Here is a 23,448-nt window from a genome sequence, read left to right as displayed (position 1 = left end):
AAAAATAGGGAACACAAAATGTGTCCCCTGTCAGTTGTATGAGTGTAATCAGTTGCCTTTGTTAACTTGGCTCATTACTTCGTCTGCAAAGTTGTCTTCACGCTTTTCAATTCCTTCGCCGACTTCGTAGCGGATGAATTCTACCAATGTACCGCCAGTGGAATTGACGAACTCGCCGACTTTTTGGTCGGAGTTCTTGACGAATGGCTGGTCAAGTACACAGATTTCTTCGAAGTACTTGCGCAGGCGGCCTTCCACCATTTTCGCAACGATGTTCTCCGGCTTGCCTTCGTTAAGCGCCTGTTCTGTCAACACTTTGCGCTCGTGCTCGATTTCGTCTTCTGAAATCTGGTCGTGTGAAATGTATTTAGGATTCATCGCTGCGATGTGCATAGCAACGTCTTTTGCTGCTTCCTCATCAGTCGAACCTTCGAGAACAGTCAGAACGGAAATACGGCCGCCCATGTGCAAGTATGCACCGAAAGCGTCGCTATCCGTCTTCGTACGGATTTCAAAACGGCGGAGGGTGATTTTTTCACCGATCTTAGCAATAGCATTCGAAATGTAGTCCGCAACGTTCAGGCCATTGCCCATTGTAGAAGCAACCGCTTCTTCGACAGTAGCAGGTTTAGTAGAAAGAAGGTGATCCGACAATTCTTTTACGAGTGTCTGGAATGCTTCGTTTTTCGCAACGAAGTCAGTTTCCGCATTCACTTCAAGGATGACAGCGTCGTTTCCGCGCACTTCGATGGAAGTTGTTCCTTCAGCCGCGATGCGATCCGCTTTCTTCGCCGCACTGGAAAGACCTTTTTCACGCAGGAAATCGATTGCTGCGTCCATGTCACCGTTGACTTCTGTAAGTGCTTTTTTGCAGTCCATCATACCTGCACCTGTTTTTTCGCGAAGTTCTTTTACCATTTGAGCTGTAATTGCCATGTTGAATTCCTCCTAAAGAGCATTAGTTGTAGTTTGTTCTCCTAAAAAAGACGATAAGGGGGGTTGGCCGCTTATCGTCTTACACATTTCTATTACTCTGCAGCTACTGCTTCAGACTCTTCTGCTTGAGCAGCTTCGTCGTCTTCACCTTGTTTAGACTCGATGAGCGCGTCTGCCATTTTGCTAGTCAAAAGACGGACTGCACGGATTGCATCGTCGTTTGCAGGGATGACATAGTCGATCTCATCCGGGTCGCAGTTAGTATCTACGATGCCGACGAGTGGGATATTCAATTTATGAGCTTCCGCAACTGCGATACGCTCTTTACGCGGGTCTACTACGTAGATCACGTCTGGAATCTGTTTCATGTCACGGATACCGCCGAGGAATTTCACGAGGCGTTCGTGCTCTTTCTTCAATTGGGAAACTTCTTTCTTAGGAAGGACTTCGAAAGTGCCGTCTTCTTCCATCTTCTCAATCTGTTTCATGCGTGCAATACGCTTTTGGATCGTTCCGAAGTTTGTGAGAGTACCGCCCAACCAGCGTTGGTTGATGTAGTACATGCCTGCACGTTCTGCTTCTTCTTTGATCGCGTCTTGAGCTTGTTTCTTCGTACCGACGAACAATACTTTCCCGCCGTCTGCACCGACTTGGCGCATGAAGTTGTAAGCTTCTTCCAGTTTTTTAACTGTTTTCTGAAGGTCGATGATGTAGATGCCGTTCCGTTCAACGAAGATGTATTTCTTCATTTTCGGGTTCCAGCGGCGTGTTTGGTGTCCGAAGTGCACACCAGCTTCAAGCAATTGTTTCATTGAAATAACTGACATAGTGTTTTCCTCCTGTTTGGTTGGATTCCTCCGTGCAGTTCATCCGTCGGAAGCGACCTTTCGGCACCGTCTCCCGCGTCCGCGCACGTGTGTAGTAATACCACTTGCTACTATATCACAGCTGTGGCGACTTGTACAACCTTTACTGTTTGAATTTCAGGATCAATTCGATTTCCGTTTTCCCTTTCCCGAGCCGGCTCGCGATTTCGCCGGCTGTCAGCCCTTCTGCATGGAGCCTGTAGACCGGCTCGAACCCTGTCTCCCCGTCCGGCTCCTGCTGCTGCACGGATTCCGGCGGTTCAACAGTTTCCCGGGGTTTTGCAGTCTGCTGGGAACGGTATGAATCCATCACCTTCAGCGCAGGGGGCTTCACGGCCGAGACGGCTGTGAGTGGTTTTTCTATGCTGCTGCCTGCAGGATCTGCGGCAGTCCCGGCATTGGAAGCACCGGCCCCCCTGCTGTCTGCACGGATTCCGGGAGCGTCCGGACGGTTCGTGAGCTGTTCGATCAGCCTGTCATTCTCTTCTTTCACGTCTGCTATGTAGAGGGCCAGGCTGTCTTCCATCTCCTTCATGAGCTGCCGCTGTTTCTTCTCCGTGCCGTCAAGCTTCGAGAGGCGCATGTACAGCAGTGCGATCACGTAAAAGCTGCCCAGCTGCAATATGAATAGGACGGTAAGCACTATTGCTGTCATCGGTTCACCCTGTATAATCCACGAAGCCGCCCTTGTATGGATGGCTTGCGTAAAATTCTTCCTTCTCGTCTTCCGGATCTTTCCGTCCGCCGCCGGACGGACTGCCGCTGTCAGCCGTCTGGTCTTTGCCGTTCGTCTTTTCGGAATGTGCGCTGTCCATGACCGACTTGCGCTGTTTGTGTACAAGCTCTTCGGTCTGGGCGGCTGCCTGCTGATGATTGAGCACGGACTGCTGGTTTTTCTGCTCGGTCAATTTCCCGGCGTCGAATGTCTTCGGGATGGCGATCTGCAGTTCGATCGATTTCAAGCTCATAGTATCCCCCGATCCAGCACTTCCGGCAGCAGCACTTTGCGCAGTTTGAAGAGAGCTTTGGAATGGATCTGCGAAATGCGGGAAGTGGACAGGCTGAGGATTTCGCCGATTTCCGTTAGGGTCATCTCCTCTGAGTAGAACAAGCTCAGCACAAGCTGCTCGTTTTCGTTCAGGTCTTTGATCTTCTCCGTCATCTCACCGAGCAGTTCCTGTTTCACCGTCTGCTGTTCGGGCGTGATGGTCTTCTCGTCTTTCAGCACGAAACTCTTACCGGAATCCTCTTCGTCATCATTCATGCGTTCGTCGATCGACAGGACGCTCGCGAAATAGTGCTCGTGCACGGTCTGATAGACATCAGCGACTGCCAGGCCGGTGTGCTCCGCAATCTCCTCAGGCGTGGCGCTGCGCATCAGCTGCTGTTCCAGCCTGCTGATCTGCTCTTCAAGTTTCTTGGATTTTTCCCTTGAGGACCTTGGAAGCCAGTCTTCTTTCCGCAGTCCGTCCAGGATGCTTCCGCGGATCCGGAATGAGGCATATGTATCGAATTTCAGATCCCGGCCCGGGTCGAATTTAGTCAGCGCGTCGAATAACCCCTGATAACCGAGACTTTTCACATCATCCCTGGAAACGTTGCGGGGAAGGCCTGAACCGATCCGCTGGACATGATAGTTGACGAGCGGCATATACTTGCGGACAAGTACATCTCCTGCGTCCGGATCCCGCTTAGTTAACCAAAGATCCCAGTAATCCTCTTCGGACAGTTCCTTTTTTGACATAGAATCCCTCGCTTCCATGCTGAACGGTGTAGTAGATATGTATCTATAACAACAGTATAGCAAAACCGATGGCGTAAAGACAGCGAACGCAGATTATATTCATCAAAAAAAAACAGCAGTTTCATAGGCTGAAACCGCTGTACAACCACTATATCTCTTTTGTCCCCTGATTGACCGTCCGTACATTCAGCACACCAGTCGCCGGGTCGAATTCGATCGTCCGGCCGCTTGAGCCGCCGGTGTCTTCGGCGACTAGCGGTATCGACAGTCTGCGGAGCTCCTGTTTGACGGCTTCGACATTGCGCGGACCGATGCGCACAGTGTCGCTTGAGCCGAACTGAAACATCTGCGAACCGCCCGCAATTTTCGCTTTCAGCGCCATCGGCCGGACACCTTCCGCTTTCAGCCTCTCCATCAGCGCGTAGATGCCCGTATCCGCGAATTTCGCGGCATTCAGCGGACCCCCTTTGCCAAGTGAGCTGTCCGGCAGCATGACGTGCACCATCCCCGCGACTTTGCGCCGTTCGTCGTACAGAACGACGCCGACACAGGAACCGAGCCCGGATGTACGGATCGTATCCGGCTCCTTCACAATGTTCAAATCCGCTATGCCAACCCTGACGACCGTCTTGACGCTCCCCATCTCACATGACTCCCAATGATTTGAAGATCGTGACATAGGATGGCGGATCGGGCAGCAGGAAGAAGTGCCCGTCGACACTCGTATCATTGCCGTCCACTTCGACAATTTTCGTATCGATGACGATCACTTCATCGCTGTAATGCGAGACTTCGATGAGACCGAAACTGACGATTGCCCCGACCATGTCGACGCTGAGCGACGGGACAGTCGGGTAGATCTTGAGCCCGGTGAAATCAGACAGGGCCGACAAGTAGGAACCTGACAATATATTGCCGAGCTCCTGCATGGCGGAAACGCCGATTTCCCGGATTGTCGATGGATCGGAGAAATCGAACGTTCCGTCACCGATCAGCCTGCGGATGAAACGGTTCGCCGATTCGATCGGGAGGACGAAGAACATACTTCCTGACAGATCGCCTTCGAGCCGCAGGAAGATGCCGACGACGACGCGTTCCGAACCGCCCGCAAGTTCGAACATGTCGTCAAACGACACGAGCGCCACTTTCGGCACATGCATATCGATCGTGCGCTGGAGCAGCTCGGAAAGGGATGTCGCCGCGTGCGCCGCCCCGATGTTGCCGATTTCCTTCAGTACGTCGAGGTGCATGTCACTGATCGTGAATTCAGTTGTCATCGGAGTTCCCGTTTCTGATCGGTTTCAGCACATGATCCAGATTGAGCATCACGAGCAGGCGTTTGTCGATCTTCGCAACTCCTGCCACGAATTCCGATTCGACGGAGCCGACCACTTCCGGCTGCGACTCGAGCGCGCCGGCCGGGATGTCGATCACATCGTTCGCATTATCGACGATCAGACCGACGTCGTAGTCCTCCAAATTGACGATGATGATCCGCGTGTTGTCGTCATACCCGGTTTCCGGCAGATCGAAGCGGACACGCAAATCGACGATCGGCGTCACCATCCCGCGGAGGTTGATCACGCCTTTGACGTAATCGGGCACTCCGGGAATGCGGGTGATCGTCATGAGCAATAGTTTTTCGATGGACTGGACGACATCCACTTCAATTGCGTATTCCTTATCGAGCAATTGGAAGACGATCGTTTTCATCATTTTGTTTTCCGTTCCAGCTGTCATTGAGCTTCCCTCCCGCTTATTTAATGAGTGCATTGCAGTCGACGATCAGCGCCACCTGGCCGTTGCCGAGAATGGTAGCGCCCGATAGCGCGAACACGCTCTGCAAGTAATTTCCGAGTGACTTCAGGACGATCTCCTGCTGGCCGATGAACGAATCGACAACAAGCGCCGCAAGGTTTTCGCCTTTTCGGACGATGACGACAGACTTGTAGTCCTCTTCCTCTTCCGGCAGACCGGTATGGAAGATCTCCCGCAAGTCGACGAGCGGTACGATTTTGCCGCGGAAATCGATGACACGCTGGTTATGGGCATTCAGTATATCATCACGGTGGATGATCGCTGTTTCGATGATCGACGACAGCGGCACCGCGAACACTTCTTTCTGCATTTCGACGAGCATGACGGAGATGATCGACAGTGTCAAAGGCAGCTGCACCTGGAAGAGCGAGCCTTCCCCTTCTTTCGAATCGATGGAGATATGGCCGCCAAGCGATTCGATCGTGCTCTTCACGACATCCAGTCCGACGCCGCGTCCGGAGACGTCCGTCAGTTTTTCGGCCGTGGAAAAACCGGATGACAAAATAAGTTCAGCAACTTGCTTATCCGTCAGTGTATCCGCTGCGTCTTCGGTGACGATGCCGCGTTCGATCGCTTTCTTCAAGACCCGTTCACGGTTGACGCCCGCTCCGTCATCTTCCAGCTCGATGAACACATGGTTGCCGGAGTGATAAGCGCGCAGTGTAACTGTCCCTTCTTCCGGTTTGCCCTTCGACCGCCGCTCAGCCGGGCTTTCCACGCCGTGATCAACGGCGTTCCGGATAAGATGGACGAGAGGATCGCCGATTTCATCGATGACCGTCCGATCGAGTTCCGTTTCCGCACCGATGATTTCGAGGTTGATCTTCTTGTCGAGATCCCGGGCAAGCTGCCGCACCATTTTCGGGAAGCGGTTGAAGACCGTTTCGACAGGCACCATGCGCATGTTCAGGATGATGTTCTGCAGATCCCCGGAAATACGGGTCATCCGCTCCGTCGTCTCATTCAGTTCGGAATTCTGGAGCTCAGCAGCGATCGACTGGAGGCGTCCCCGGTCGATGACGAGTTCCTCGAACAGATTCATGAGCACGTCCAGGCGGTCGATGTTGACGCGGATCGTTTTGTTGGCTGAGTGGGAAGCGCCGCTCCGTTTCGGGGAAGCCTCCGCTTTGCCGGCTTTCTTCTTGTCTGCCGGCTGTGCCGGTTCATTCTCCTCAACAGCACCGTCCTTGCTGGCTTCAGGTGTTACCACCGCTTCCGCAGCTGCTGCCGTTTCCCTGGAGGCCGATTGGAACTGCACAGGCTGGATGTCCGCCTTCTCCAGTTCGGAGACTTTCTGGATTTTCGACTGCAGATCACCCGCGTCTTCCTTGGTCACCAGGACGACGGTGAACCGGTTATCGAATTCTTCGTTCTCCAAGTGTTCCACCGTCGGGGAGGTCTTGATGATCTCGCCGGCTTTTTCGAGAATCTCGAAAACCATGAACACTCTCGCCGCTTTCAGCAGGCAGTCATCACGGAGCGTCACGGTCAGTTCGTACGCGTGGAACCCCTGGTCGATTGACTGCGTGATGACCGTCTGTTCAAAGTCATCGTATACGAGCCCTTCCGGCTGGGAATGTACCGCCTTCTCTTCCGACGCCTGCTCAGCGGCCGCAGTTGGTGATTTCCCGGCTTCGATCTGGTTCAGCATCGTGACGAGACTGCCGACATCTTTTTTGCCAGTGCCGCCTTCTTCGATATCGATGACCATCTCTTCCAAGGTTTCGGAGGATTCGAAAACGACATCAAGGATTTCCGATGTCACGCTGATTTTCGAATTGCGGATTGCATCCAGCACATTCTCCATTTTGTGTGTCAGGTTGGCGATGTCCTCATACCCCATCGTCGCAGACATGCCCTTCAGCGTATGTGCCGCACGGAAGATTTCATTGACAATCCCGAGGTCGTCCGGGTTCTTCTCTAATTCCAATAATTGTTCGTTGCATGCCTGGAGATGCTCTTTACTTTCTTCGAGGAACATTTCCAAGTACTGATCTGTATCCATCCAAATGCCTCCTTAAGACTTAACCTGGTCTGATAGCAGCTTGCCGATCTGCTGTACATCTGCTGAAACGTCTGCGAGTCCTGCTTCCGCGATGGCCCGGGGCATTCCGTATACGACTGCCGTCTCTTCCGATTCAGCGATCGTGTATGTCCGGCAGCGGCTTTTCAGCTGCTGCATGCCGGCGAGGCCGTCATGCCCCATGCCTGTCATGATGGCGGTCGTATAGTCGATTTCCGGAAATTCGGCGGCCGACTCCAGCAATACATCCACAGCCGGGCGGTGTCCCATACGCGGTGCTTCCTCCGCGTCGAGGCGGATTGCATAACTGACGCCGACACGCGCCAGCTTCATATGATAGCCGCCGGGTGCGATGTAGGCGGTATTCTTTTCGATCAATTCACCGTTCTCCGCTTCTTTCACATGGATATCACACAAGCTGTCCAGCCGGTCGGCCAGCGACTTCGTGAAGCCTGCCGGCATATGCTGGACAATGAGGATCGGCACGCCGATCGTCGCCGGCAGAGAGGTCAGCACTTGCTGCAGGGCTCTAGGCCCCCCTGTCGAAGTGCCTATGATCACCATTCGCCGCGGTAAGGACCTCGGCACACTGCCGGGTGCCGCGTTTTGCGTATGGCGCACCGGAGAAGCTGTATGAGGTGAAACTGCCGAAACAGGCGTCTTGCGGGCTGCCGGTGAAATGGCAGTCCTGCGGCCAGTGATCTTCTTCACATCGATCTGGGCAGCATCGTATACCTTGCTGACAATCTGTTCTTCGCTGTCACGCAGGTTGAGCGAGATCGCTCCGCCTGGTTTCGTGATGAAATCCGCGGCGCCATATTCCATTGCACGGATCGTATTTTCAGCGCCTTCCTTCGTCGTGCTCGACAGCATGACGACAGGAAGCGGGTGCTCTTTCATGATCTGCTGCAAAGCACCAAGACCGTCCAGAAGCGGCATTTCGATATCCAGCGTCATGACATCAGGCGAAAGCTCGCGGACTTTCTTCACTGCTTCGAGCCCATTCCGGGCGGTACCTGCCACTTCGAGTCCTGGATGCGACGAGATAATTTCAGTAATCAGCTTGCGCATGAAAGCAGAGTCATCTGCAATCAGCACTCGTTTAACGGCTGGTACACTCATTGTCACCCACGCCCCCTCGCAAATAATTTTTTGAGCTGGCTCAAAAACGTACTGCCTTCCTTGATATCTATATCGGTGCCGGAAGAGAGATAATTAGCAGCAATCGCATTCATCCGCCGCGTAATGGGCGCATGCGGGTAAAGCGTAACGAACGGTCTTTGAGCGATGACCGATTTATGGACGGCCGCATCTTCCGGAAGGGCCCCGAGCAATGTCGTCTCTTTGTTCAGGAACTTGCGCATTGCGAACTGCAGCCGCGTAATCGCTTCGTTGCCGTCTTCCTTCGGCTGGACCCGGTTGCTGACGACATGGAATGTCTTTTCAGGGTCCCGCAGGCAGATGAACTTCACCATCGAATATGCATCGGTGATCGACGTCGGCTCAGGCGTCGCGATTACGATGATTTCGTCCACGGACACGATGAGTTCGATCGCGCTTTCGGAAGCCCCTGCTCCCATGTCGAACAAAATATAGTCGTACTGCTGCTGCAGTTTCTCGAAAGCGCCGATCAGCCGTGCAAAACGCTGTTCGGTCCATTGCAGGACAGTTTCAAGCCCCGAACCGCCGGAGATGAAACGGAGACCGTCCGCACTCTCGGTGATTGTTTCTTCGAGTGACCGTTCTCCTGTCAAATAATCTTTCAGACTGTATTCCGCCGACGTGCCGAGCAGGATATGGACATTCCCCATCCCGATATCCATATCGACGATGATCACACGCTTCCCTTCCGCCTGGAGGGCTGTTGCGAAGTTCGTTGTGAAATTCGTCTTCCCGACGCCCCCTTTGCCGCTGATGATCGCGACGGAGCGGGCAGCCGTCCCATCGGCCTGCATCATCTTCACCCGGAGTGCTTCCGCCTGGTCACGCATGGGCGTCCTCCTCCAGCAGGAGTGTCAGTAATTTGCTGACGCTTGCTTCTTCAAGGTCCTCCGGCACTTCCTGTCCATCGGTCATGTACGCGATTCCTTTACCGTAGTCCGTGAGCATGTTGAATACCGGTCCGATAGACTCGGTTTCGTCGAGCTTCGTGAAGATGAACTGGGAGATCGGGAATTCAAGGAACTGGTCAGCGATGGCACGCATGTCGGACTCTTTCGTCGTCGCAGCGAGTACAAGGTAGGATTCCATCTCCAAATCGAAGTCGATGAGGGATTTCAGGTCTTCGATGAATTTCGTCTCCTTGTAATTGCGCCCTGCAGTATCGATGAATACGATGTCCTTCTGGTCGAGTTTCTTCAGCGCTTTTTTGAAGTCTTCCGTGCTGTACACCACTTCCACAGGTGCCTGCAGCAGGTTGGCATACGTCCTGAGCTGTTCGATCGCTGCAATCCGATACGTGTCCGTCGTGATGAAACCGACCTTGCGCTTGTTTTCGATAAGCGCCCGTGCAGCAATCTTCGCGATGGTCGTCGTCTTGCCGACGCCTGTCGGACCGAGGACATTCACAAACTTCTTTTTCATCGGCACACCGCCGAATGGCAGGTCGGACAGCTTCTCTTTCAGCAGGGCCCGGGTCATATCCCGCTGTTCAGCTGCTGTGAAGTCGGCTTTCTCCTCTTTCATGCGAGTGAAGAGATGATCTGCGATCTCCCGGATCGTCTCCCGGTTCAGTTCAGCTTTCTGCAGGACTCTGAGCAGCGGCTGCATCGACTGCGGATACTGATCGAGCGGTGCTGAATCCTTCGCCGTCTTCAGCAGCTGCTTCATCTCCTGCATCTCCTGCTTCAGTTCCTGGAGTGCTGGGTCCGGCTGGCTGCTGACGGCAGGTTCACTGCGTGTCTCCGGCTGACGGACCGACTGTCTGACTGCTGACGGCTCGTCAAAGCCTGCCACCACTTCCACACTTTTCTTTTTGAATAAACCGAGGAAACCTTTCGAGCGGACGATCGATGAGCTCATGATGACGGCTTCGTCGCCGAAGTCTTTGCGCACCTGCTGCATCGCCTGCACCATCGTATCTGCTGTATATTTCTTCATCTTCACGCGATATCCACCACCCCTACGCTCTGTACTTCCACCGATGCTTCCAGTTCGTTATAGGATAAAATCGGTATTTGCGGGAAATACCTTTCCGTAATCTGCCGTAAATACATCCGGACAGCCGGCGAACAGAGGATGACAGGTGACTGGTCAAGCAGTGCCACCCGTTCCACTTCGCTTGCGATCGATTCCAGGATCGCCTGTGATTCCTGCGGGTCGATCGTCAGGTAACTGCCCGTTTCCGTCTGCTGGACGCTGTCTGCGATCAGTTTCTCGACTTTGCCGGAAACAGTCATGACTTTCAGCGCCTGGCCTTGCGGCGTGTACTGTTCCGTGATCTGCCGCGCGAGCGATTGCCGTGCATATTCCGTCAGCAGGTCGACATCCGCCGTATATTTCGAAGAATCCGCAAGTGTCTCGAAAATGATCGGCAAGTTGCGGATCGAGACATTCTCACTCAGCAGCTTGGCCAGCACTTTCTGGATCTCCCCGACGGACAGCGGTGTCGGCGTCAGCTCGTCGACAAGGATCGGATACGTCTCATGGACATGGTCGATGAGCTGTTTCGTCTCCTGACGGCCAATCAGGTCTGCTGCGTGGCTGCGGATGATTTCCGTCAAGTGGGTCGAAACGACGCTTGGCGGATCGACGACCGTATAGCCGAGGATTTCTGCATCTTCCTTCACTTCCTCGGTGATCCACTTCGCAGGCAGTCCGAACGACGGCTCGACGGTTTCAATACCCGGTATCGAGTCATCACCGCCCGGGCTCATCGCCAAGTAATGGTCAAGCAGCAGTTCACCGCGCGCCATCTCGCTTCCTTTGATTTTGATGCGGTATTCGTTCGGCTGCAGCTGGATATTATCCCGTATGCGCACAACCGGGATGACGAGACCGAGTTCAAGGGCGAGCTGCCTGCGGATCATGACGACCCGGTCGAGCAAGTCCCCTCCCTGCGAAGCGTCGACAAGCGGTATCAGCCCATAGCCGAATTCGAATTCGATCGGGTCGACATTGAGCAGGTTGACGACGTTCTCCGGACTCTTGAGCCCTTCCGTCTGCTCGCTCTCTTCCATTTCGAGCATTTCTTCCGGGTCTTCCTCTTTCGGACGAGACATGAAAAAAGCACTTGCTGCCAAAGCGGCTGCAATCGGCATCGTCAGAATGTTATTGATCGGCGTGGCGAGACCGAGCAGGAGGATCGTGGCGCCTGCCACGTACAGCAGCTTCGGCTGACCGAGCAGCTGGCTCGTAATATCGGAACCGAGATTGCCTTCCGATGCGGCACGCGTGACGACGATCCCTGTTGCTGTCGAAATGAGCAGCGCTGGAATCTGGGAGACGATCCCGTCACCGACCGTCAGTTTCGAGAATTGCGTCGCAGCTTCCGCGAATGGCAGACCGAGCTGGACAACACCGATGATCATCCCGACGAGCAGGTTGATGATGACGATGATGATTCCGGCGATCGCGTCCCCTTTGACGAATTTCGTCGCTCCGTCCATCGCTCCGTAGAAGTCCGCTTCGTTACTCACTTTGTCACGGCGTTCACGGGCTTGTGTATCGGAGATCATACCGGCGTTCAGATCGGCGTCGATACTCATCTGCTTACCCGGCATTGCGTCGAGTGTGAAACGGGCCGCAACTTCCGAGACCCGTTCCGAACCTTTCGTGATGACGATGAACTGGATGATGATCAGGATGACGAAGACGACCAGTCCGACGATGACGTTGCCGCCGGTGACGAACGAACCGAATGTGTCAACGACGCCCCCTGCGCTTCCGTCGCTCAGGATCGCCCGGGTTGTCGAGACGTTCAGTCCGAGACGGAACAGCGTCAGCAGCAAAAGCAGTGACGGGAAGATCGAGAACTGGAGCGCTTCCTGCATATTCATAGCTGTGAGCAGCACGAGCAGCGCCAGCGTGATATTGATGATGATCAGAAAACTGAGCAGCCAGTGCGGCAGCGGGATGACAAGCATCGCAACGATCATGATCACCGCTGCGAGCACACCCATATCTTTGAACTGCATGTCATCCCTACTTTCTGTTGGTCAGTTAGATTTTCCGCTGAATGCGGTAGACGTATGCGAGCACTTCAGCGACCGCTTTGAAAAACTGGTCGGGAATGCCTGACCCGATCTCCGCGTCGGCATACAGCGCCCGCGCGAGAGGCCTGTTTTCGACGGTGACGATATTATTTTCCTTCGCGATCAGCTTGATCTTCTGGGCGATGAAGTCCGCCCCTTTTGCCACGACGACTGGCGCTTCCATTTCGCCGTCCTTGTACTTCAGCGCGATTGCGTAATGGGTCGGGTTCGTGATGACAACGTCTGCTTCCGGCACTTCCTGCATCATGCGCCGCATCGCCATTTCGCGCTGTCTCTGTTTGATCCGCGATTTGATCTGCGGATCCCCTTCCATGTTCTTATATTCATCTTTGATGTCCTGTTTCGACATTCGCAAGTTTTTTTCGTAGTCAAATTTCTGGTAGAGGAAATCCAGGATGGAGATGAACAGCAGGACGAACGATGCGGTAATCCCCATCAGTGCAACGAGCTGTCCGATCGTCTTCATCGAGGCAGATGGTGTCTTGAACGCCAATTCGAGTACTTTGTCGATATTCATGTACAGGACGAGGGAGGTGACGCCCCCGATGAAAGAAATCTTCAGCAATGACTTCAGCAGTTCCACGATCGCACGGATGGAAAAGATCCGCTTCAGCCCTTTCAAGGGATCGATCTTTTTCAAGTCGAACTTCAGCGGCTCTCCGGTGAACAGCAGGCCGAACTGCATCAGGTTGCCGGCAATCGCTCCGATCATTGCGACAAGCATGATCGGAAGCAGGACGAATGCCATTTCCTTGATGATTTCCAAGTAGATGAGCATCGTCTGGTCGATGTCGAGTTTCTCCATCGATATGTATGTATGGAAAGTCTGTATGAAAAATTGGAAAAACCGGTCTTTCATGAAGCCGGCGGCAAAAAAGAGGAACAGGAACACGGACAGCAGGACGACGGCGCTCGTAACATCCTGACTTTTGAGCACCTGACCTTTTTTCCGGGAGTCTTCCCGTTTTTTCGGTGTCGCTTTCTCCGTCTTCTCCCCTGCAAAGAACTGCAGATCCAAGCGCAGCATCCGGTCAACCTCCTAACAGCATCATGAGATCTCTCATGGCGTACGACATCACTTCGAATATTTTCTGCATCATCGCAACGATGACCGACCCCATGATGAAGAGCACCAGGAAACCGACGCCGATCTTGATCGGGAATCCGATGACGAAAATGTTCAGCTGCGGCACTGTCCGCGCGGTGATACCGAGCGCCAGGTCGACGAGGAACAATGTCGCAACGATCGGGATCGCCATCTGGAACGAAATCGCAAATACAGCGGCTACCGTCTTCAGCACAAGTTCCGCCGCGTTGCCATTGCCGAAGTGCGGCCATACTTGATCGATCGGCAGGAACTGGTAACTGTAGAACATGCCGTCCAGCAGCACGTGGTGTCCATTGACGGCGAGCAGCAGCAGCAGCGCCAGGGAGTTGAAGAACTGCCCGAGCAGCGGCGACTGGGTGCCCGTCTGCGGATCGATGACGTTCGCGATGGCGAACCCCATCTGGAAGTCGATCAGTCCGCCGGCCACTTGGATTGCCGCCATGACGATGAAAGCGATGACCCCGATCGACAGGCCGATGACCGCTTCCTTCAGGACGAGCAGAATGTACTCCCCGTTTATATCCACGCCCGTCGTGTCCAGCGTGAAGACGATCACCCAGGAAAGCAGGACGGCGATTCCGATCCGCATGACCGGCGGGATCGCCCGGTAGGAGAACAGCGGCATCGTGACGAAGAAGGCCGCGATGCGCGTCAGGACGAGCAGATAGACGGAGACGAAAGGTACGAACGCTTCCATGCCCGTCAGCCTACATACCGTGACAAGTTGTCAAAGATGTCCGCCGCATACGCCGTCACTTTCGACAGCATCCACGGACCGAAAAAGACGATCGCCACCATGACGGCGATGATCTTCGGCACGAACGCGAGTGTCTGCTCCTGGATCTGCGTTGTCGCCTGGAAGATACTGACCGCAAGCCCTGTCACGAGGGCGACGATGAGCAGGGGCCCGGATGCCATCAGAATGACCCAGATGGAACGTTCCGCAATCTCGATTATCAGTTCTCCTGTCAACCTGAACCCCTCCTAGAAGCTTTGCAGCAGTGATTTTACGATCAGATACCAGCCGTCGACGAGCACGAACAGCAGAATTTTGAATGGCAGTGAAATCATGACCGGCGGCAGCATCATCATCCCCATCGACATGAGGACACTGGCCACAATCATGTCAATGACGAGGAAAGGGATGAACACCATGAAGCCCATCTGGAACGCGGTCTTGATCTCGCTCAGGGCGAATGCCGGAACCATCATCGTGAGCGGGATATCCTCCATCGTCTCCGGACGGTCGGCATTGTTGTACCTGAGGAACAGCTCCAGGTCTTTCTGGCGGGTATGCTTACCCATGAATTCCTTGAACGGTACGCTCGCTTTCGCATACGCTTCGTCGAGCGAGATCTCCTCATTGAACAGCGGGGTCAGCGCCTGGTCGTTCACTTGCTGGAACGTCGGCGCCATGATGAAGAACGTCAGGAAAAGTGCTAACCCGACGAGCACCTGGTTCGGCGGCATCTGCTGGGTGGCGAGTGCCGAGCGCACGAACGACAAAACAATAATGATCCTGGCGAACGAAGTCATCAGGATCAGGATCGCAGGCGCCAGCGAAAGGACGGTCAGAAGAAGGAGCATTTTGACGGATGTCGATACGGCACCCGGATCACTATCCGAAAAAAATTGCATGAAGTCAGTCATTCTCGATTGCGCTCCTTCTCCGTCAGCTGATTCAGCTTCCGCTTCCTCTCATTCTCGATTTCAGCCAGCTTGGTTTTGAAAACGTCCCCGAAATCTGCGGGACTTTCTTGTTCCTGGTATGGATTCCGTTTTGCATTTTTCAGCCGGTCCAGAAGAGCGAGGATTGGGCTGTGCTGTCCGCCTTCCTCTTCGTCGGCATAATACGCTGTCAGCGCGGCGATTTCATCCGAATCTGTCAGCTCTTTCAGCAGCCGGACATCTTCCCCGACTCCGACAAGATAATAACGCTCTCCGATCTGGACGAGCTGGATCGATTTCTGCTGGCCGAGCGACAGGCCGCCCATGTTTTTCATGAGCTTGCCATGCCGGGTGATCCGGTTCCGGGTATTGACCACTTTCACCATGCCATAGATGAGCGCAATGACGAACAGCAGGGCAAGACCCGTCTTCAAGTAATCCCAGAATGACAGGCCGACTCCGGGAGCTGCAGCAGGCGGTTCCTCGGATGCCGGCGGCTGCTTGGTCCCTTCAGGTGCCTTGTCCTTCCCGCTGTTCTCCTTCAGATAATCCGTCACCGAGGAGTCCTTTTCCGCATGGGCGGACTCCGCCGGCAGGCAGACTGCAAGAAAGAAGACGGAACAGGCGATCAGCAGGCCGATCAGCCGGGACGCGCGCGCTGGATCAGCTGAGCGCTTTTTCAATGGCTTCTACTACCCGGTCTGCCTGGAACGGCTTGACGATGAAATCCTTCGCGCCTGCCTGGATGGCGTCGATGACCATTGCCTGCTGCCCCATCGCCGAGCACATGATGACTGTTGCGTTCGGATCTTTTTCCTTGATCGCTTTCAAAGCGGCGATGCCGTCCATTTCGGGCATTGTAATATCCATTGTGACGAGGTCGGGCTTGAGTTCGAAGTACTTTTCGACAGCCTGGACACCGTCTGCTGCTTCACCGACGACTTCAAAGTTGTTTTTTGACAGAATATCTTTCACCATCATGCGCATGAATGCAGCATCGTCCACTATGAGAATACGTTTTGACATATCAATGACCTCCAAGTTTTAGCGTAAATTGTTCAGACGTTCTGTTTGGCTTAAAATATCGGTGATGCGCACCCCGAAGTTTTCATCGATGACGACAACTTCCCCTTTGGCGATCCTCCGGTTGTTCACGAGAATGTCGACAGGCTCTCCGGCCAGTTTGTCGAGTTCGATGATCGAACCGCTCGACATCTCCAGGATCTCTTTCACCGAACGCTGGGTCCGTCCGAGTTCAACGGTCACCCGCAGCGGGATATCCAGCAGTAGGTTCAGATTGGAGGCTTCGGACTGAGACAGCGAAGGCGCATCGAAACTCGCGAACTGCGCCTGCTGGACGTCCAGATGCTGAGGTGCCTGCTGGCGCTGCGGCATCTGCTGAGGCGGCTCCGTATAAGCCGGCTGTGCCGCTGCACTCGGCTGCTCGTACGCCGGCTGCCGGTAAACAGGTTCCTCCTGGCGGACGGGTTCCTGCATAGGTGCTGATGACTGGTGCGGCGCCCGCGCTTCCGGTTCCGCAGTGGTCGGCGCTGCCTCTGCTGCTGCATCACCGACAAGCGAGGCGACAAGTTCCTTCCCGAGATTGAGAGGGAACAGCTGCATGATGTTCGAGTCGATGAGCTCTCCGACTTTCAAGTTGAAGGACACCCGGATCAGCAAGTTGTCTTGCGGAATGCTGTCCGTCCCTTCATCCGCCTGCACGTTCAGCAGTTCGATCGTCGGCGGTGAAATGTCGACCTTCTTATTGAAGACGGTGGACATCGATGTCGCCGCCGACCCCATCATCTGGTTCATCGCTTCCTGGACTGCGCTCAAGTGGATCTCGCCGAGGTTCTCATCAGGCGACAGTCCGTCGCCGCCGAGCATGAGGTCCGCGATGATCGCTGCATCGCTCTGCTTGATGACGAGCAGGTTCGTTCCGCTCAGCCCGACAGTGTACTCGACACCGACCGCAACGTACGGATGGACGAATTCCGTCTCGAGGTCATCCCGGTGAATGACCGATATCGTCGGCGTTGTAATTTCCACTTTCTGGCCAAGGAGGCCGGAGAGGGCGGTAGCCGAACTGCCGAACGAGATATTGCCGATCTCGCCGAGAGCATCCTGCTCCATTTCATCCAGATAGTCTTCCGTCCGGATCGGTTGCTTCCCGCCCGGCTCCGCTTCGCCTCCTGTGTTAATGGATTCTCCGCGCAGCAGGGCTTCGATTTCTTCCTGTGAAAGGATATTGTCACTCATCATCTTCGTCATCCCCTCCAATCAGGGTATCTAGTATTTGGACTGCCATCCGGTTCCGTAAATGGCCGGGCTGTGCAGTGAATTTCGGGACGCCGCTCACTTCGATCGTCAGCGGATCATCGTGGGCGGTATCCAGCTGAATGACGTCTCCCTGCTGCAGATACAGCAGATCTTCGACCGTCATCTTCCCTTCCCCGAGCTGCGCTACGACAGGGAGGTTCGCTTTCCTCAGTCGCTGTTCGAGCACGACGCTCTGTTCAGGCGTCGGCTCCTTCTTGTTCGTCTGCATCCAGTATTGAACGGATAAGTTCGGGATGATCGGCTCGAGCACGACATGCGGAATGCATATATTGATCATCCCGCTCGATTCCCCGATAACGATATTGAACGAGATGACGACAACCGTTTCGTTCGGCGAAATCATCTGCAGGAACTGCGGGTTCACTTCCATCTCCGCAAGATACGGGTCGATGTCCGCGATATTCGCCCACGCTTCGCGCAAGTTATCGAAGGACCGCTCGAACAGCCCAGTGAGGATCTTCGTCTCGATTTCGGTCATGTTGTCGATCTTGCCTGAACTCTCGCCGAACCCGCCCATCAGCCGCTCCAGCATGGAGTAGGCGACATTCGGGTTCACTTCCATGATGATGTTGCCTTCGAGCGGCGGAACTTCGAAAATATTGAGGAGTGTCATGTTCGGGATGGAGCGGATGAATTCCTCGAACGGAATCTGGTCGACAGACGCGACGTTGATCTGGATGTACGTCCGCAGCTTCGCCGAGAAGTACGTCGTCAGCAGACGGGCGAAGTTTTCATGGATCCGCGTCAAACTGCGTATCTGGTCTTTCGAAAACCGGAGCGCGCGTTTGAAGTCATACACTTTCACTTTCTTCGTTTCATCTTCTTTTTTCATTTCATCTGCAGTCATCTCGCCTGTCGATATGGCGGACAGCAGTGCATCGATCTCATTTTGCGATAAAATATCTCCCGGCATGGGCCCACCTCCTTGTACCGCTCATCAGGCAGCGTTATTGAATAATGTAGGACGTAATATAGACTTTCACGATCTTGCCCTCTTGCATAAGAGGGTTGAGCTGCGCTTTCAGGCCGTCTTCGAACTGCTGCTTGCCCGCTTTGCCTTCGAAGTCCTTGGCAGTCATCTCGGAGAGCTGCTGGATGACGATGTTGTTCACTTGGAAGTCGCGTTTCGTCAGTTCGGCTGCCGCTTTCTTGTTGTCCGTCTGGATTTTCAGCGAAATGCGGATGAACTGGCGGCCGTTCAGGTTGGTCGTGATCTCCGGTACGTCGACGGACGCCTCGATGATCTCGTCGATGCTCGGCTCCTTCGGTTTGTCGTCCCCTTTGTTGAACTGGAGGACGAGGATCAGGCCGACGATGCCGACGAGCGTGATGGACACCAATATGATCAGGGAGACGGTCAGGACTTTATTCTTCATCTTTTTCACCTCGCAAGTGTGGATTCGACAGCAGCTGTACGGATTTATAGAACTCGGTGATGCGGGCGTTCACGGTCTCGAGCGGGTCGAGGACGACATAGGTCGTTCCGGTGGTCAGCGTGATTTTCGTATCCGGCATCGCTTCAATTTTTTCTATGTAGAGCGCATTCAGATGAAAGGTCGCTCCATTCAGTCGTGTGACTTGTATCATATGTAAAGGGCCGGGCACAAGAGCCGGCCCGGCCCTCCTTTGACTAGTGAAGTAGGTTGCTAGACTTTTTTAAGCTTAAGCGATTATCGTTTCAGGTTGACGAGTTCCTGGAGGATTTCGTCGGAAGTAGTGATGATCCGGGTGTTCGCCTGGAAACCGCGCTGCGCGACGATCATTTCCGTGAATTCTTCGGAAAGATCGACGTTTGACATTTCTAGGGAACCGGATTTGATAGTGCCACGGCCAAGGTCTTGTGAATATCCGATCGAAGGATTGCCTGAGGCAACGTTATTAAGAAAAAGATTCCCCCCGACTTTTTCCAATCCTCCAGGGTTGTTAAAGTTAGCGATTGCTATTCTACCAGCGATTTTCAGCACGCCATTTTGTACATAGTTTACTGTTCCATCTTGGCCAACAGACATATTAGTTGCGTCTGTAGGGATTTCCAGCTGAGTTAAAGTACCATTAGATGTAGTCGTTGGTGCACCTTGAATAACACCATTCGCGTCAGCTTTATAGCCCATTACAAAACGTCCATCACCATCTACCAAACGAGCAGGATTTGAAGTACCAGCTGTTGTTGAAGGCGTACCACTATCTAAATAGAAATTGCCAGCCCTGGTGTACATATTAGTCGTGCCTTCTTTAACAACAAAGAAGCCATCCCCTTCTATAGCCATATCAAGTGTATTTCCAGTAAATTGCGTAGAACCAGCGGTGTGTAAAGTATCAATTGCAGCAAGTTGAGAACCTAGACCAACCTGTTTTGGATTCACACCTCCACGAGCAGCACTTGGAGCACTTGCCCCAGCTACCGTCTGCGAATAGAGATCTTTAAAAATCGTACGGCCTTTTTTAAACCCATAAGTATTGACGTTCGAGATGTTGTTACCGATGACGTCCAGTTTTGTCTGGAAGTTTTTGAGTCCTGAGATTCCTGCGTACATTGAGCGTAACATTGATTATTTTCCCCTCTCGGATTGTAGAGTGCAGCTGCCTCATTCGGTCGGCAGTGCGTCGGCATCCTCACTTCAGGAGGTCCTGCCGGGTGTTGCTTAGCTGAGAACGATTGTTCCGTCGATATTGGTGAATAGCTGATCTTTTGCTTCCGTGCGGTCCATCGCTGTAATGACTGTGGAGTTTTTGGCGCTGACGATCAGTGCCGCCTGGTCCATCAGTACGAGGGAGTCGCGGATTCCTTTCGCTTTCGCCTCGTTTACTTTGTCCGTGACGCGAGCCCATTCGGCTTCGGAGATGGTGATGTTTCGTTCTGTGAGTCGGGCCGATGCGTGTTTGCTGATTTTCAGCGGAGTTGGTGCGAGTGCACTGTTCAGCTGTTCGGCGAAAGACTGCTTCGGTGCCGGTCTCGTCAGTTGTCCGGGGCGCAGCTGCGGTTGCGAATGGAGGCGCTGGAGATTGACTTGTTCCATGCGATCGCTCCGTTCTGTTTTTTTATTTGCTGATGGTCGTGAATTTGCTGCCGTCGACTTTTTCACCGTTTTCGAGGATATAGAGCAGTTTGCCGTCTTTGTTCGATACCGAAGTGACGGTGCCTGTTTTCTCCGTTTCCCCGTCGGTGTAGCCGACTTTCTTTCCGATGAGCATGCTCGCTTCAACTAAGCTGTTTGAACTTGCACCGCCTGAGAGCACTTCGGAAATGTTGCCTGGTGACAGTTCCTGTCCGTCTTTCATCGTGAAAATAACAGAGCCGTTGACGTACTTGATGGATGAAATCGTGCCCGTCCCTTCCGTGATGACTGGTTTCCCGTCAGCGTCAGGTTCTTCAGCGACTTTGTGCCACTTAATGTCTTTGCCGACGAAAGAATTGTACTGGATCAGCTGTCCCTGGTTGGCCGTTTCGGCGAATTTCTCAAACGCTTTTGAAAGGTTCATCGTCTGTTCGAGTGAGGAGAACTGGGCCATCTGTGCGATAAATTCGTTATCTTTCATCGGATTCGTCGGGTCCTGGTTCTGCAGCTGGGCGATCAGCAGTTTCATGAAATCGTCCTTGCCTAACGTTCCCTGTCCGGTTTTCCGTTCATCCCGCTGTTTGTTGATAAGGAACATCGATTCTTTGATCGGCTGTTGTCCGTCTATCAATGATTACACCTCCAAATCGACTAGGAATTCCTGGAATGTCTGCTGCTCTTCCTGCTCGGAATCGCTATGTTCCGACTGTTCTTCGTTCCCTTTGAACTGCTGCTGGCTGAATTGCTGGTTCCGCTCGTTCCGTGACGGATCCTGGACGGCCTGCGTGACATCGATGCGGTCCACTTGGATGTTCTGCTGGCTGAATGACTGTCTCAGCTGATGCAGCTGGCTGTCGAGCATTTCCTTGCCGAGCGCTGTCGAAGCTAAAATCCTGGCGGTCATGACACCGTTCACCTGGACGAGTTCGATACGCACTTGACCGAGATGTTCCGGATACAATTTCACGAGCAGCCGGTTCGTTCCGCCGAGCTGTCCGAAATTCGTCTGCTTGAAGAGCCCTTGAAGTTTCTCGAGCAATGCTTCTGCCTGTCCGGACGGCTTTGCGGCAGGTGTTTCGAGAGTGAAAACGTTCCTAGATACTATCGGCTGACTTGTCGGATTTTGAAGAAGCTGGTTCTGATTTTGTTCAGTTTTCCCATCTGCATCCGAACTGCTGTCACTGCTTTGTGATGAAGCTGCCATTGCCTGGACAAGGGTCCGCGGCTGATCGGCTGTGTTCTTCTCTTGAACAGCGTCACCCGGTACTTGCTGGAATGGCGTAATGCTTTGCGGAGATTTCTTCAGCAGCATTTGAAATCCTGCTGCATTCCCTGCCGGTTTGGTGTCCAGCATCGTGCGCAGCACAGCACTGTCTTTCATGACCGCCAGCTGTTCATTCAATTTCCCGATGCTTTCCTCTTGCCACCCCATCAAATCTTTTGACGGCATGACCGTTGCCAGTGTCTTCAGCAGAGCGACTGCTTTGACTGCCTGCTCCTTGACTTCCTGGCCGTCTTTTCCTGCCAGCATGCTTTCAAGGCGTGCTGCAATCTCTGATGCATGCTCAGCGACTGTGGTGACGAGAGGCCAGACGTCATTTGAGTACGACAGTTCTGCAAGCTGTTCTTTCGTCACTCCTGCTTTTTCCAGCAGCGGACCGAGTACTGCGATCACCTCTGTCACATCTGCGCCGAGTATTTCCGACCAATCGGACAGTTTCGAGCTCGCTTTCAGCTCTCCGAGACCTTCCTGAATTTCTTCTGCAGAGGCTCCCGTCAACTCTTCAAGTGCTTGAGCCAAAGAGCCGATATCTGACGATGCCAGGATATTTACAATCAATTCTGCAGCATCGTCGATTCCGTCGGTTCCGTCGGTTTTCTGAGCATTTTGCGCTTGGGTAGGCTTCGTCATCCCGGCCAGCACCTCGCCGAAAATTCCGCCGCTTTTTCCGCTGGCTGACGCTCCTTTTCCGAGCTGGCTGACCGCCGCGGAAGGGACTTGCTGCACTGAACCTGCGTTCATTTTTTCACCTCCGAAGTTAAAATCTATTACTTTATGATTATATCATCATTTGGCTAAAAGAGCAGTATATTTCGCTGCATCTTCGGGAGACATTTTTTCTAGGACAGCTGCAAGGGTATCGACCTTCATCTGGGAGAGTAATTGGAGCGCTTGCGCTTCCTCCATTTTCGAGATGACGGCTGCTGACGACTTGGCTGACATCTTTTCATACGTGGAGACGATCTGGCCGACATCCTTCTTCTTCTCGTCGCTCGTCCGCTGCAGCACGAGGATCTGGGCTTTCAGTCTCTCTTGCTCAAGTACCAGCTTTTCGTTCTTTTCGTTCGACTTTTTCAAGTCTTCCTGGATATCCAGCAGCTGCTGCTCTTTCTGCTTGACTTCCTCTTTCAGTGCGGCTGCCCGCTCTTCCAGAATCTGTTCGTCCTTTTTCGCTGAATTCTGCTGCTTCTTCTCTTCCAGCGCCGGGATGGATGATGTCCATTCTTTCGCTTTCTCCACAACATCGACGTCGGCCACTTTCGCGATGATCAGCAGAACTGCGACCGCAAAAATCAGCGGGATGAAGAACCATGCCAACAGCAGCTGAAAGATTCCGCCAGCCCGGCGTTCTTCCTTGAACGGATCGTCCTGTTTATCCTTTTTACGTTTCACCG

The 23,448-nt window shown here is 53.6% G+C and carries 28 protein-coding genes; all 28 read right to left on the bottom strand.

What is annotated here, in order from left to right:
• Positions 1–48: 48 nt before the first annotated feature.
• Complete coding sequence (tsf, locus tag NFU03_RS01600) at positions 49–936, bottom strand: translation elongation factor Ts (protein WP_251635533.1); 888 nt, start codon at positions 934–936, stop codon at positions 49–51.
• A 92-nt stretch (positions 937–1,028) separates the two neighbouring features.
• Entirely contained in the window at positions 1,029–1,763 is a 735-nt protein-coding gene (gene rpsB / locus NFU03_RS01595; RefSeq protein WP_251635530.1) for a 30S ribosomal protein S2, read from the bottom strand.
• A gap of 142 nt (positions 1,764–1,905) precedes the next feature.
• Positions 1,906–2,457 (bottom strand): hypothetical protein, encoded by a 552-nt coding sequence (locus NFU03_RS01590; protein ID WP_251635528.1) that lies wholly within the window; start codon positions 2,455–2,457, stop codon positions 1,906–1,908.
• Positions 2,458–2,461: 4 nt separating this feature from the next.
• Complete coding sequence (locus NFU03_RS01585; protein ID WP_251635527.1) at positions 2,462–2,770, bottom strand: hypothetical protein; 309 nt, start codon at positions 2,768–2,770, stop codon at positions 2,462–2,464.
• Positions 2,767–3,546: a FliA/WhiG family RNA polymerase sigma factor gene (locus NFU03_RS01580; RefSeq protein WP_251635525.1), complete on the bottom strand. Its 780-nt coding sequence runs from the start codon at positions 3,544–3,546 to the stop codon at positions 2,767–2,769. The genes NFU03_RS01585 and NFU03_RS01580 overlap by 4 nt, the downstream gene beginning before the upstream one ends.
• 148 nt (positions 3,547–3,694) lie before the next feature.
• Positions 3,695–4,189 (bottom strand): chemotaxis protein CheD, encoded by a 495-nt coding sequence (locus NFU03_RS01575; protein WP_251635523.1) that lies wholly within the window; start codon positions 4,187–4,189, stop codon positions 3,695–3,697.
• A gap of 1 nt (position 4,190) precedes the next feature.
• Positions 4,191–4,823, bottom strand: coding sequence for a chemotaxis protein CheC (locus tag NFU03_RS01570; RefSeq protein ID WP_251635521.1), 633 nt, complete (start codon positions 4,821–4,823; stop codon positions 4,191–4,193).
• Positions 4,813–5,286, bottom strand: a complete 474-nt coding sequence (locus NFU03_RS01565; protein ID WP_251635519.1) for a chemotaxis protein CheW — start codon at positions 5,284–5,286, stop codon at positions 4,813–4,815. Before NFU03_RS01565 ends, NFU03_RS01570 begins: the two co-directional genes overlap by 11 nt.
• 16 nt (positions 5,287–5,302) lie before the next feature.
• Positions 5,303–7,369 carry a chemotaxis protein CheA gene (locus tag NFU03_RS01560; RefSeq protein ID WP_251635517.1) on the bottom strand — a complete coding sequence of 689 codons (2,067 nt, stop codon included), beginning with the start codon at positions 7,367–7,369 and terminating at the stop codon, positions 5,303–5,305.
• 12 nt (positions 7,370–7,381) lie between these two features.
• Complete coding sequence (locus NFU03_RS01555; RefSeq protein WP_251635515.1) at positions 7,382–8,509, bottom strand: protein-glutamate methylesterase/protein-glutamine glutaminase; 1,128 nt, start codon at positions 8,507–8,509, stop codon at positions 7,382–7,384.
• A gap of 2 nt (positions 8,510–8,511) precedes the next feature.
• Positions 8,512–9,378: a MinD/ParA family protein gene (locus NFU03_RS01550; RefSeq protein WP_251635514.1), complete on the bottom strand. Its 867-nt coding sequence runs from the start codon at positions 9,376–9,378 to the stop codon at positions 8,512–8,514.
• Positions 9,371–10,486 carry a flagellar biosynthesis GTPase FlhF gene (gene flhF / locus NFU03_RS01545; RefSeq protein WP_309296244.1) on the bottom strand — a complete coding sequence of 372 codons (1,116 nt, stop codon included), beginning with the start codon at positions 10,484–10,486 and terminating at the stop codon, positions 9,371–9,373. Before flhF ends, NFU03_RS01550 begins: the two co-directional genes overlap by 8 nt.
• A 2-nt stretch (positions 10,487–10,488) precedes the next feature.
• On the bottom strand, positions 10,489–12,522 hold the full coding sequence (flhA, locus tag NFU03_RS01540; protein WP_251635512.1) for a flagellar biosynthesis protein FlhA: 2,034 nt from the start codon (positions 12,520–12,522) through the stop codon (positions 10,489–10,491).
• A gap of 25 nt (positions 12,523–12,547) precedes the next feature.
• Positions 12,548–13,627, bottom strand: a complete 1,080-nt coding sequence (gene flhB / locus NFU03_RS01535; RefSeq protein ID WP_251635511.1) for a flagellar biosynthesis protein FlhB — start codon at positions 13,625–13,627, stop codon at positions 12,548–12,550.
• Positions 13,628–13,631: 4 nt separating this feature from the next.
• Entirely contained in the window at positions 13,632–14,405 is a 774-nt protein-coding gene (gene fliR / locus NFU03_RS01530) for a flagellar biosynthetic protein FliR (protein WP_251635510.1), read from the bottom strand.
• A 5-nt stretch (positions 14,406–14,410) separates the two neighbouring features.
• Positions 14,411–14,680 carry a flagellar biosynthesis protein FliQ gene (gene fliQ, locus NFU03_RS01525; RefSeq protein ID WP_251635509.1) on the bottom strand — a complete coding sequence of 90 codons (270 nt, stop codon included), beginning with the start codon at positions 14,678–14,680 and terminating at the stop codon, positions 14,411–14,413.
• A gap of 12 nt (positions 14,681–14,692) precedes the next feature.
• On the bottom strand, positions 14,693–15,358 hold the full coding sequence (gene fliP / locus NFU03_RS01520; RefSeq protein ID WP_251635508.1) for a flagellar type III secretion system pore protein FliP: 666 nt from the start codon (positions 15,356–15,358) through the stop codon (positions 14,693–14,695).
• Positions 15,355–16,059 carry a flagellar biosynthetic protein FliO gene (locus NFU03_RS01515; protein WP_251635505.1) on the bottom strand — a complete coding sequence of 235 codons (705 nt, stop codon included), beginning with the start codon at positions 16,057–16,059 and terminating at the stop codon, positions 15,355–15,357. The genes fliP and NFU03_RS01515 overlap by 4 nt, the downstream gene beginning before the upstream one ends.
• Positions 16,040–16,402: a response regulator gene (locus NFU03_RS01510; RefSeq protein WP_251635503.1), complete on the bottom strand. Its 363-nt coding sequence runs from the start codon at positions 16,400–16,402 to the stop codon at positions 16,040–16,042. Before NFU03_RS01510 ends, NFU03_RS01515 begins: the two co-directional genes overlap by 20 nt.
• A gap of 18 nt (positions 16,403–16,420) precedes the next feature.
• On the bottom strand, positions 16,421–17,635 hold the full coding sequence (gene fliY / locus NFU03_RS01505) for a flagellar motor switch phosphatase FliY (RefSeq protein ID WP_251636203.1): 1,215 nt from the start codon (positions 17,633–17,635) through the stop codon (positions 16,421–16,423).
• Positions 17,628–18,629, bottom strand: coding sequence for a flagellar motor switch protein FliM (gene fliM / locus NFU03_RS01500; protein WP_251635501.1), 1,002 nt, complete (start codon positions 18,627–18,629; stop codon positions 17,628–17,630). Before fliM ends, fliY begins: the two co-directional genes overlap by 8 nt.
• Positions 18,630–18,663: 34 nt before the next feature.
• Positions 18,664–19,092, bottom strand: a complete 429-nt coding sequence (gene fliL, locus NFU03_RS01495; protein ID WP_251635499.1) for a flagellar basal body-associated protein FliL — start codon at positions 19,090–19,092, stop codon at positions 18,664–18,666.
• The gene (locus NFU03_RS01490; protein WP_251635497.1) at positions 19,082–19,303 is read right to left on the bottom strand and encodes a flagellar FlbD family protein; all 222 of its coding nucleotides are present in this window, start codon (positions 19,301–19,303) and stop codon (positions 19,082–19,084) included. The genes fliL and NFU03_RS01490 overlap by 11 nt, the downstream gene beginning before the upstream one ends.
• An 83-nt stretch (positions 19,304–19,386) precedes the next feature.
• A complete protein-coding gene (flgG, locus tag NFU03_RS01485; protein ID WP_251635495.1) occupies positions 19,387–20,262 on the bottom strand; it encodes a flagellar basal body rod protein FlgG in 876 nt (291 codons plus the stop codon).
• Between the two features lie 96 nt (positions 20,263–20,358).
• Positions 20,359–20,733 (bottom strand): TIGR02530 family flagellar biosynthesis protein, encoded by a 375-nt coding sequence (locus NFU03_RS01480; RefSeq protein ID WP_251635493.1) that lies wholly within the window; start codon positions 20,731–20,733, stop codon positions 20,359–20,361.
• A gap of 22 nt (positions 20,734–20,755) precedes the next feature.
• Positions 20,756–21,403: a flagellar hook assembly protein FlgD gene (flgD, locus tag NFU03_RS01475; RefSeq protein ID WP_251635491.1), complete on the bottom strand. Its 648-nt coding sequence runs from the start codon at positions 21,401–21,403 to the stop codon at positions 20,756–20,758.
• 3 nt (positions 21,404–21,406) lie between these two features.
• Positions 21,407–22,795, bottom strand: a complete 1,389-nt coding sequence (locus tag NFU03_RS01470) for a flagellar hook-length control protein FliK (RefSeq protein ID WP_251635488.1) — start codon at positions 22,793–22,795, stop codon at positions 21,407–21,409.
• Positions 22,796–22,840: 45 nt separating this feature from the next.
• Complete coding sequence (locus NFU03_RS01465; RefSeq protein WP_251635486.1) at positions 22,841–23,446, bottom strand: MotE family protein; 606 nt, start codon at positions 23,444–23,446, stop codon at positions 22,841–22,843.
• Positions 23,447–23,448 lie beyond the last annotated feature (2 nt).

The sequence above is a fragment of the Sporosarcina sp. NCCP-2716 genome, assembly GCF_023707985.1.
Lineage (GTDB): Bacteria > Bacillota > Bacilli > Bacillales_A > Planococcaceae > Sporosarcina.
This window is presented reverse-complemented; position numbering and strand designations above follow the sequence as displayed.

Excerpts from the sequence above, each read along its gene's own strand:
- tsf (WP_251635533.1), bottom strand. The coding sequence starts at position 936 with ATGGCAATTACAGCTCAAATGGTAAAAGAACTTCGCGAAAAAACAGGT.
- rpsB (WP_251635530.1), bottom strand. The coding sequence starts at position 1,763 with ATGTCAGTTATTTCAATGAAACAATTGCTTGAAGCTGGTGTGCACTTC.
- NFU03_RS01590 (WP_251635528.1), bottom strand. The coding sequence starts at position 2,457 with ATGACAGCAATAGTGCTTACCGTCCTATTCATATTGCAGCTGGGCAGC.
- NFU03_RS01585 (WP_251635527.1), bottom strand. The coding sequence starts at position 2,770 with ATGAGCTTGAAATCGATCGAACTGCAGATCGCCATCCCGAAGACATTC.
- NFU03_RS01580 (WP_251635525.1), bottom strand. The coding sequence starts at position 3,546 with ATGTCAAAAAAGGAACTGTCCGAAGAGGATTACTGGGATCTTTGGTTA.
- NFU03_RS01575 (WP_251635523.1), bottom strand. The coding sequence starts at position 4,189 with ATGGGGAGCGTCAAGACGGTCGTCAGGGTTGGCATAGCGGATTTGAAC.
- NFU03_RS01570 (WP_251635521.1), bottom strand. The coding sequence starts at position 4,823 with ATGACAACTGAATTCACGATCAGTGACATGCACCTCGACGTACTGAAG.
- NFU03_RS01565 (WP_251635519.1), bottom strand. The coding sequence starts at position 5,286 with ATGACAGCTGGAACGGAAAACAAAATGATGAAAACGATCGTCTTCCAA.
- NFU03_RS01560 (WP_251635517.1), bottom strand. The coding sequence starts at position 7,369 with ATGGATACAGATCAGTACTTGGAAATGTTCCTCGAAGAAAGTAAAGAG.
- NFU03_RS01555 (WP_251635515.1), bottom strand. The coding sequence starts at position 8,509 with ATGAGTGTACCAGCCGTTAAACGAGTGCTGATTGCAGATGACTCTGCT.
- NFU03_RS01550 (WP_251635514.1), bottom strand. The coding sequence starts at position 9,378 with ATGCGTGACCAGGCGGAAGCACTCCGGGTGAAGATGATGCAGGCCGAT.
- flhF (WP_309296244.1), bottom strand. The coding sequence starts at position 10,486 with ATGAAGAAATATACAGCAGATACGATGGTGCAGGCGATGCAGCAGGTG.
- flhA (WP_251635512.1), bottom strand. The coding sequence starts at position 12,522 with ATGCAGTTCAAAGATATGGGTGTGCTCGCAGCGGTGATCATGATCGTT.
- flhB (WP_251635511.1), bottom strand. The coding sequence starts at position 13,627 with ATGCTGCGCTTGGATCTGCAGTTCTTTGCAGGGGAGAAGACGGAGAAA.
- fliR (WP_251635510.1), bottom strand. The coding sequence starts at position 14,405 with ATGGAAGCGTTCGTACCTTTCGTCTCCGTCTATCTGCTCGTCCTGACG.
- fliP (WP_251635508.1), bottom strand. The coding sequence starts at position 15,358 with ATGACTGACTTCATGCAATTTTTTTCGGATAGTGATCCGGGTGCCGTA.
- NFU03_RS01510 (WP_251635503.1), bottom strand. The coding sequence starts at position 16,402 with ATGTCAAAACGTATTCTCATAGTGGACGATGCTGCATTCATGCGCATG.
- fliY (WP_251636203.1), bottom strand. The coding sequence starts at position 17,635 with ATGAGTGACAATATCCTTTCACAGGAAGAAATCGAAGCCCTGCTGCGC.
- fliM (WP_251635501.1), bottom strand. The coding sequence starts at position 18,629 with ATGCCGGGAGATATTTTATCGCAAAATGAGATCGATGCACTGCTGTCC.
- fliL (WP_251635499.1), bottom strand. The coding sequence starts at position 19,092 with ATGAAGAATAAAGTCCTGACCGTCTCCCTGATCATATTGGTGTCCATC.
- NFU03_RS01490 (WP_251635497.1), bottom strand. The coding sequence starts at position 19,303 with ATGATACAAGTCACACGACTGAATGGAGCGACCTTTCATCTGAATGCG.
- flgG (WP_251635495.1), bottom strand. The coding sequence starts at position 20,262 with ATGTTACGCTCAATGTACGCAGGAATCTCAGGACTCAAAAACTTCCAG.
- NFU03_RS01480 (WP_251635493.1), bottom strand. The coding sequence starts at position 20,733 with ATGGAACAAGTCAATCTCCAGCGCCTCCATTCGCAACCGCAGCTGCGC.
- NFU03_RS01470 (WP_251635488.1), bottom strand. The coding sequence starts at position 22,795 with ATGAACGCAGGTTCAGTGCAGCAAGTCCCTTCCGCGGCGGTCAGCCAG.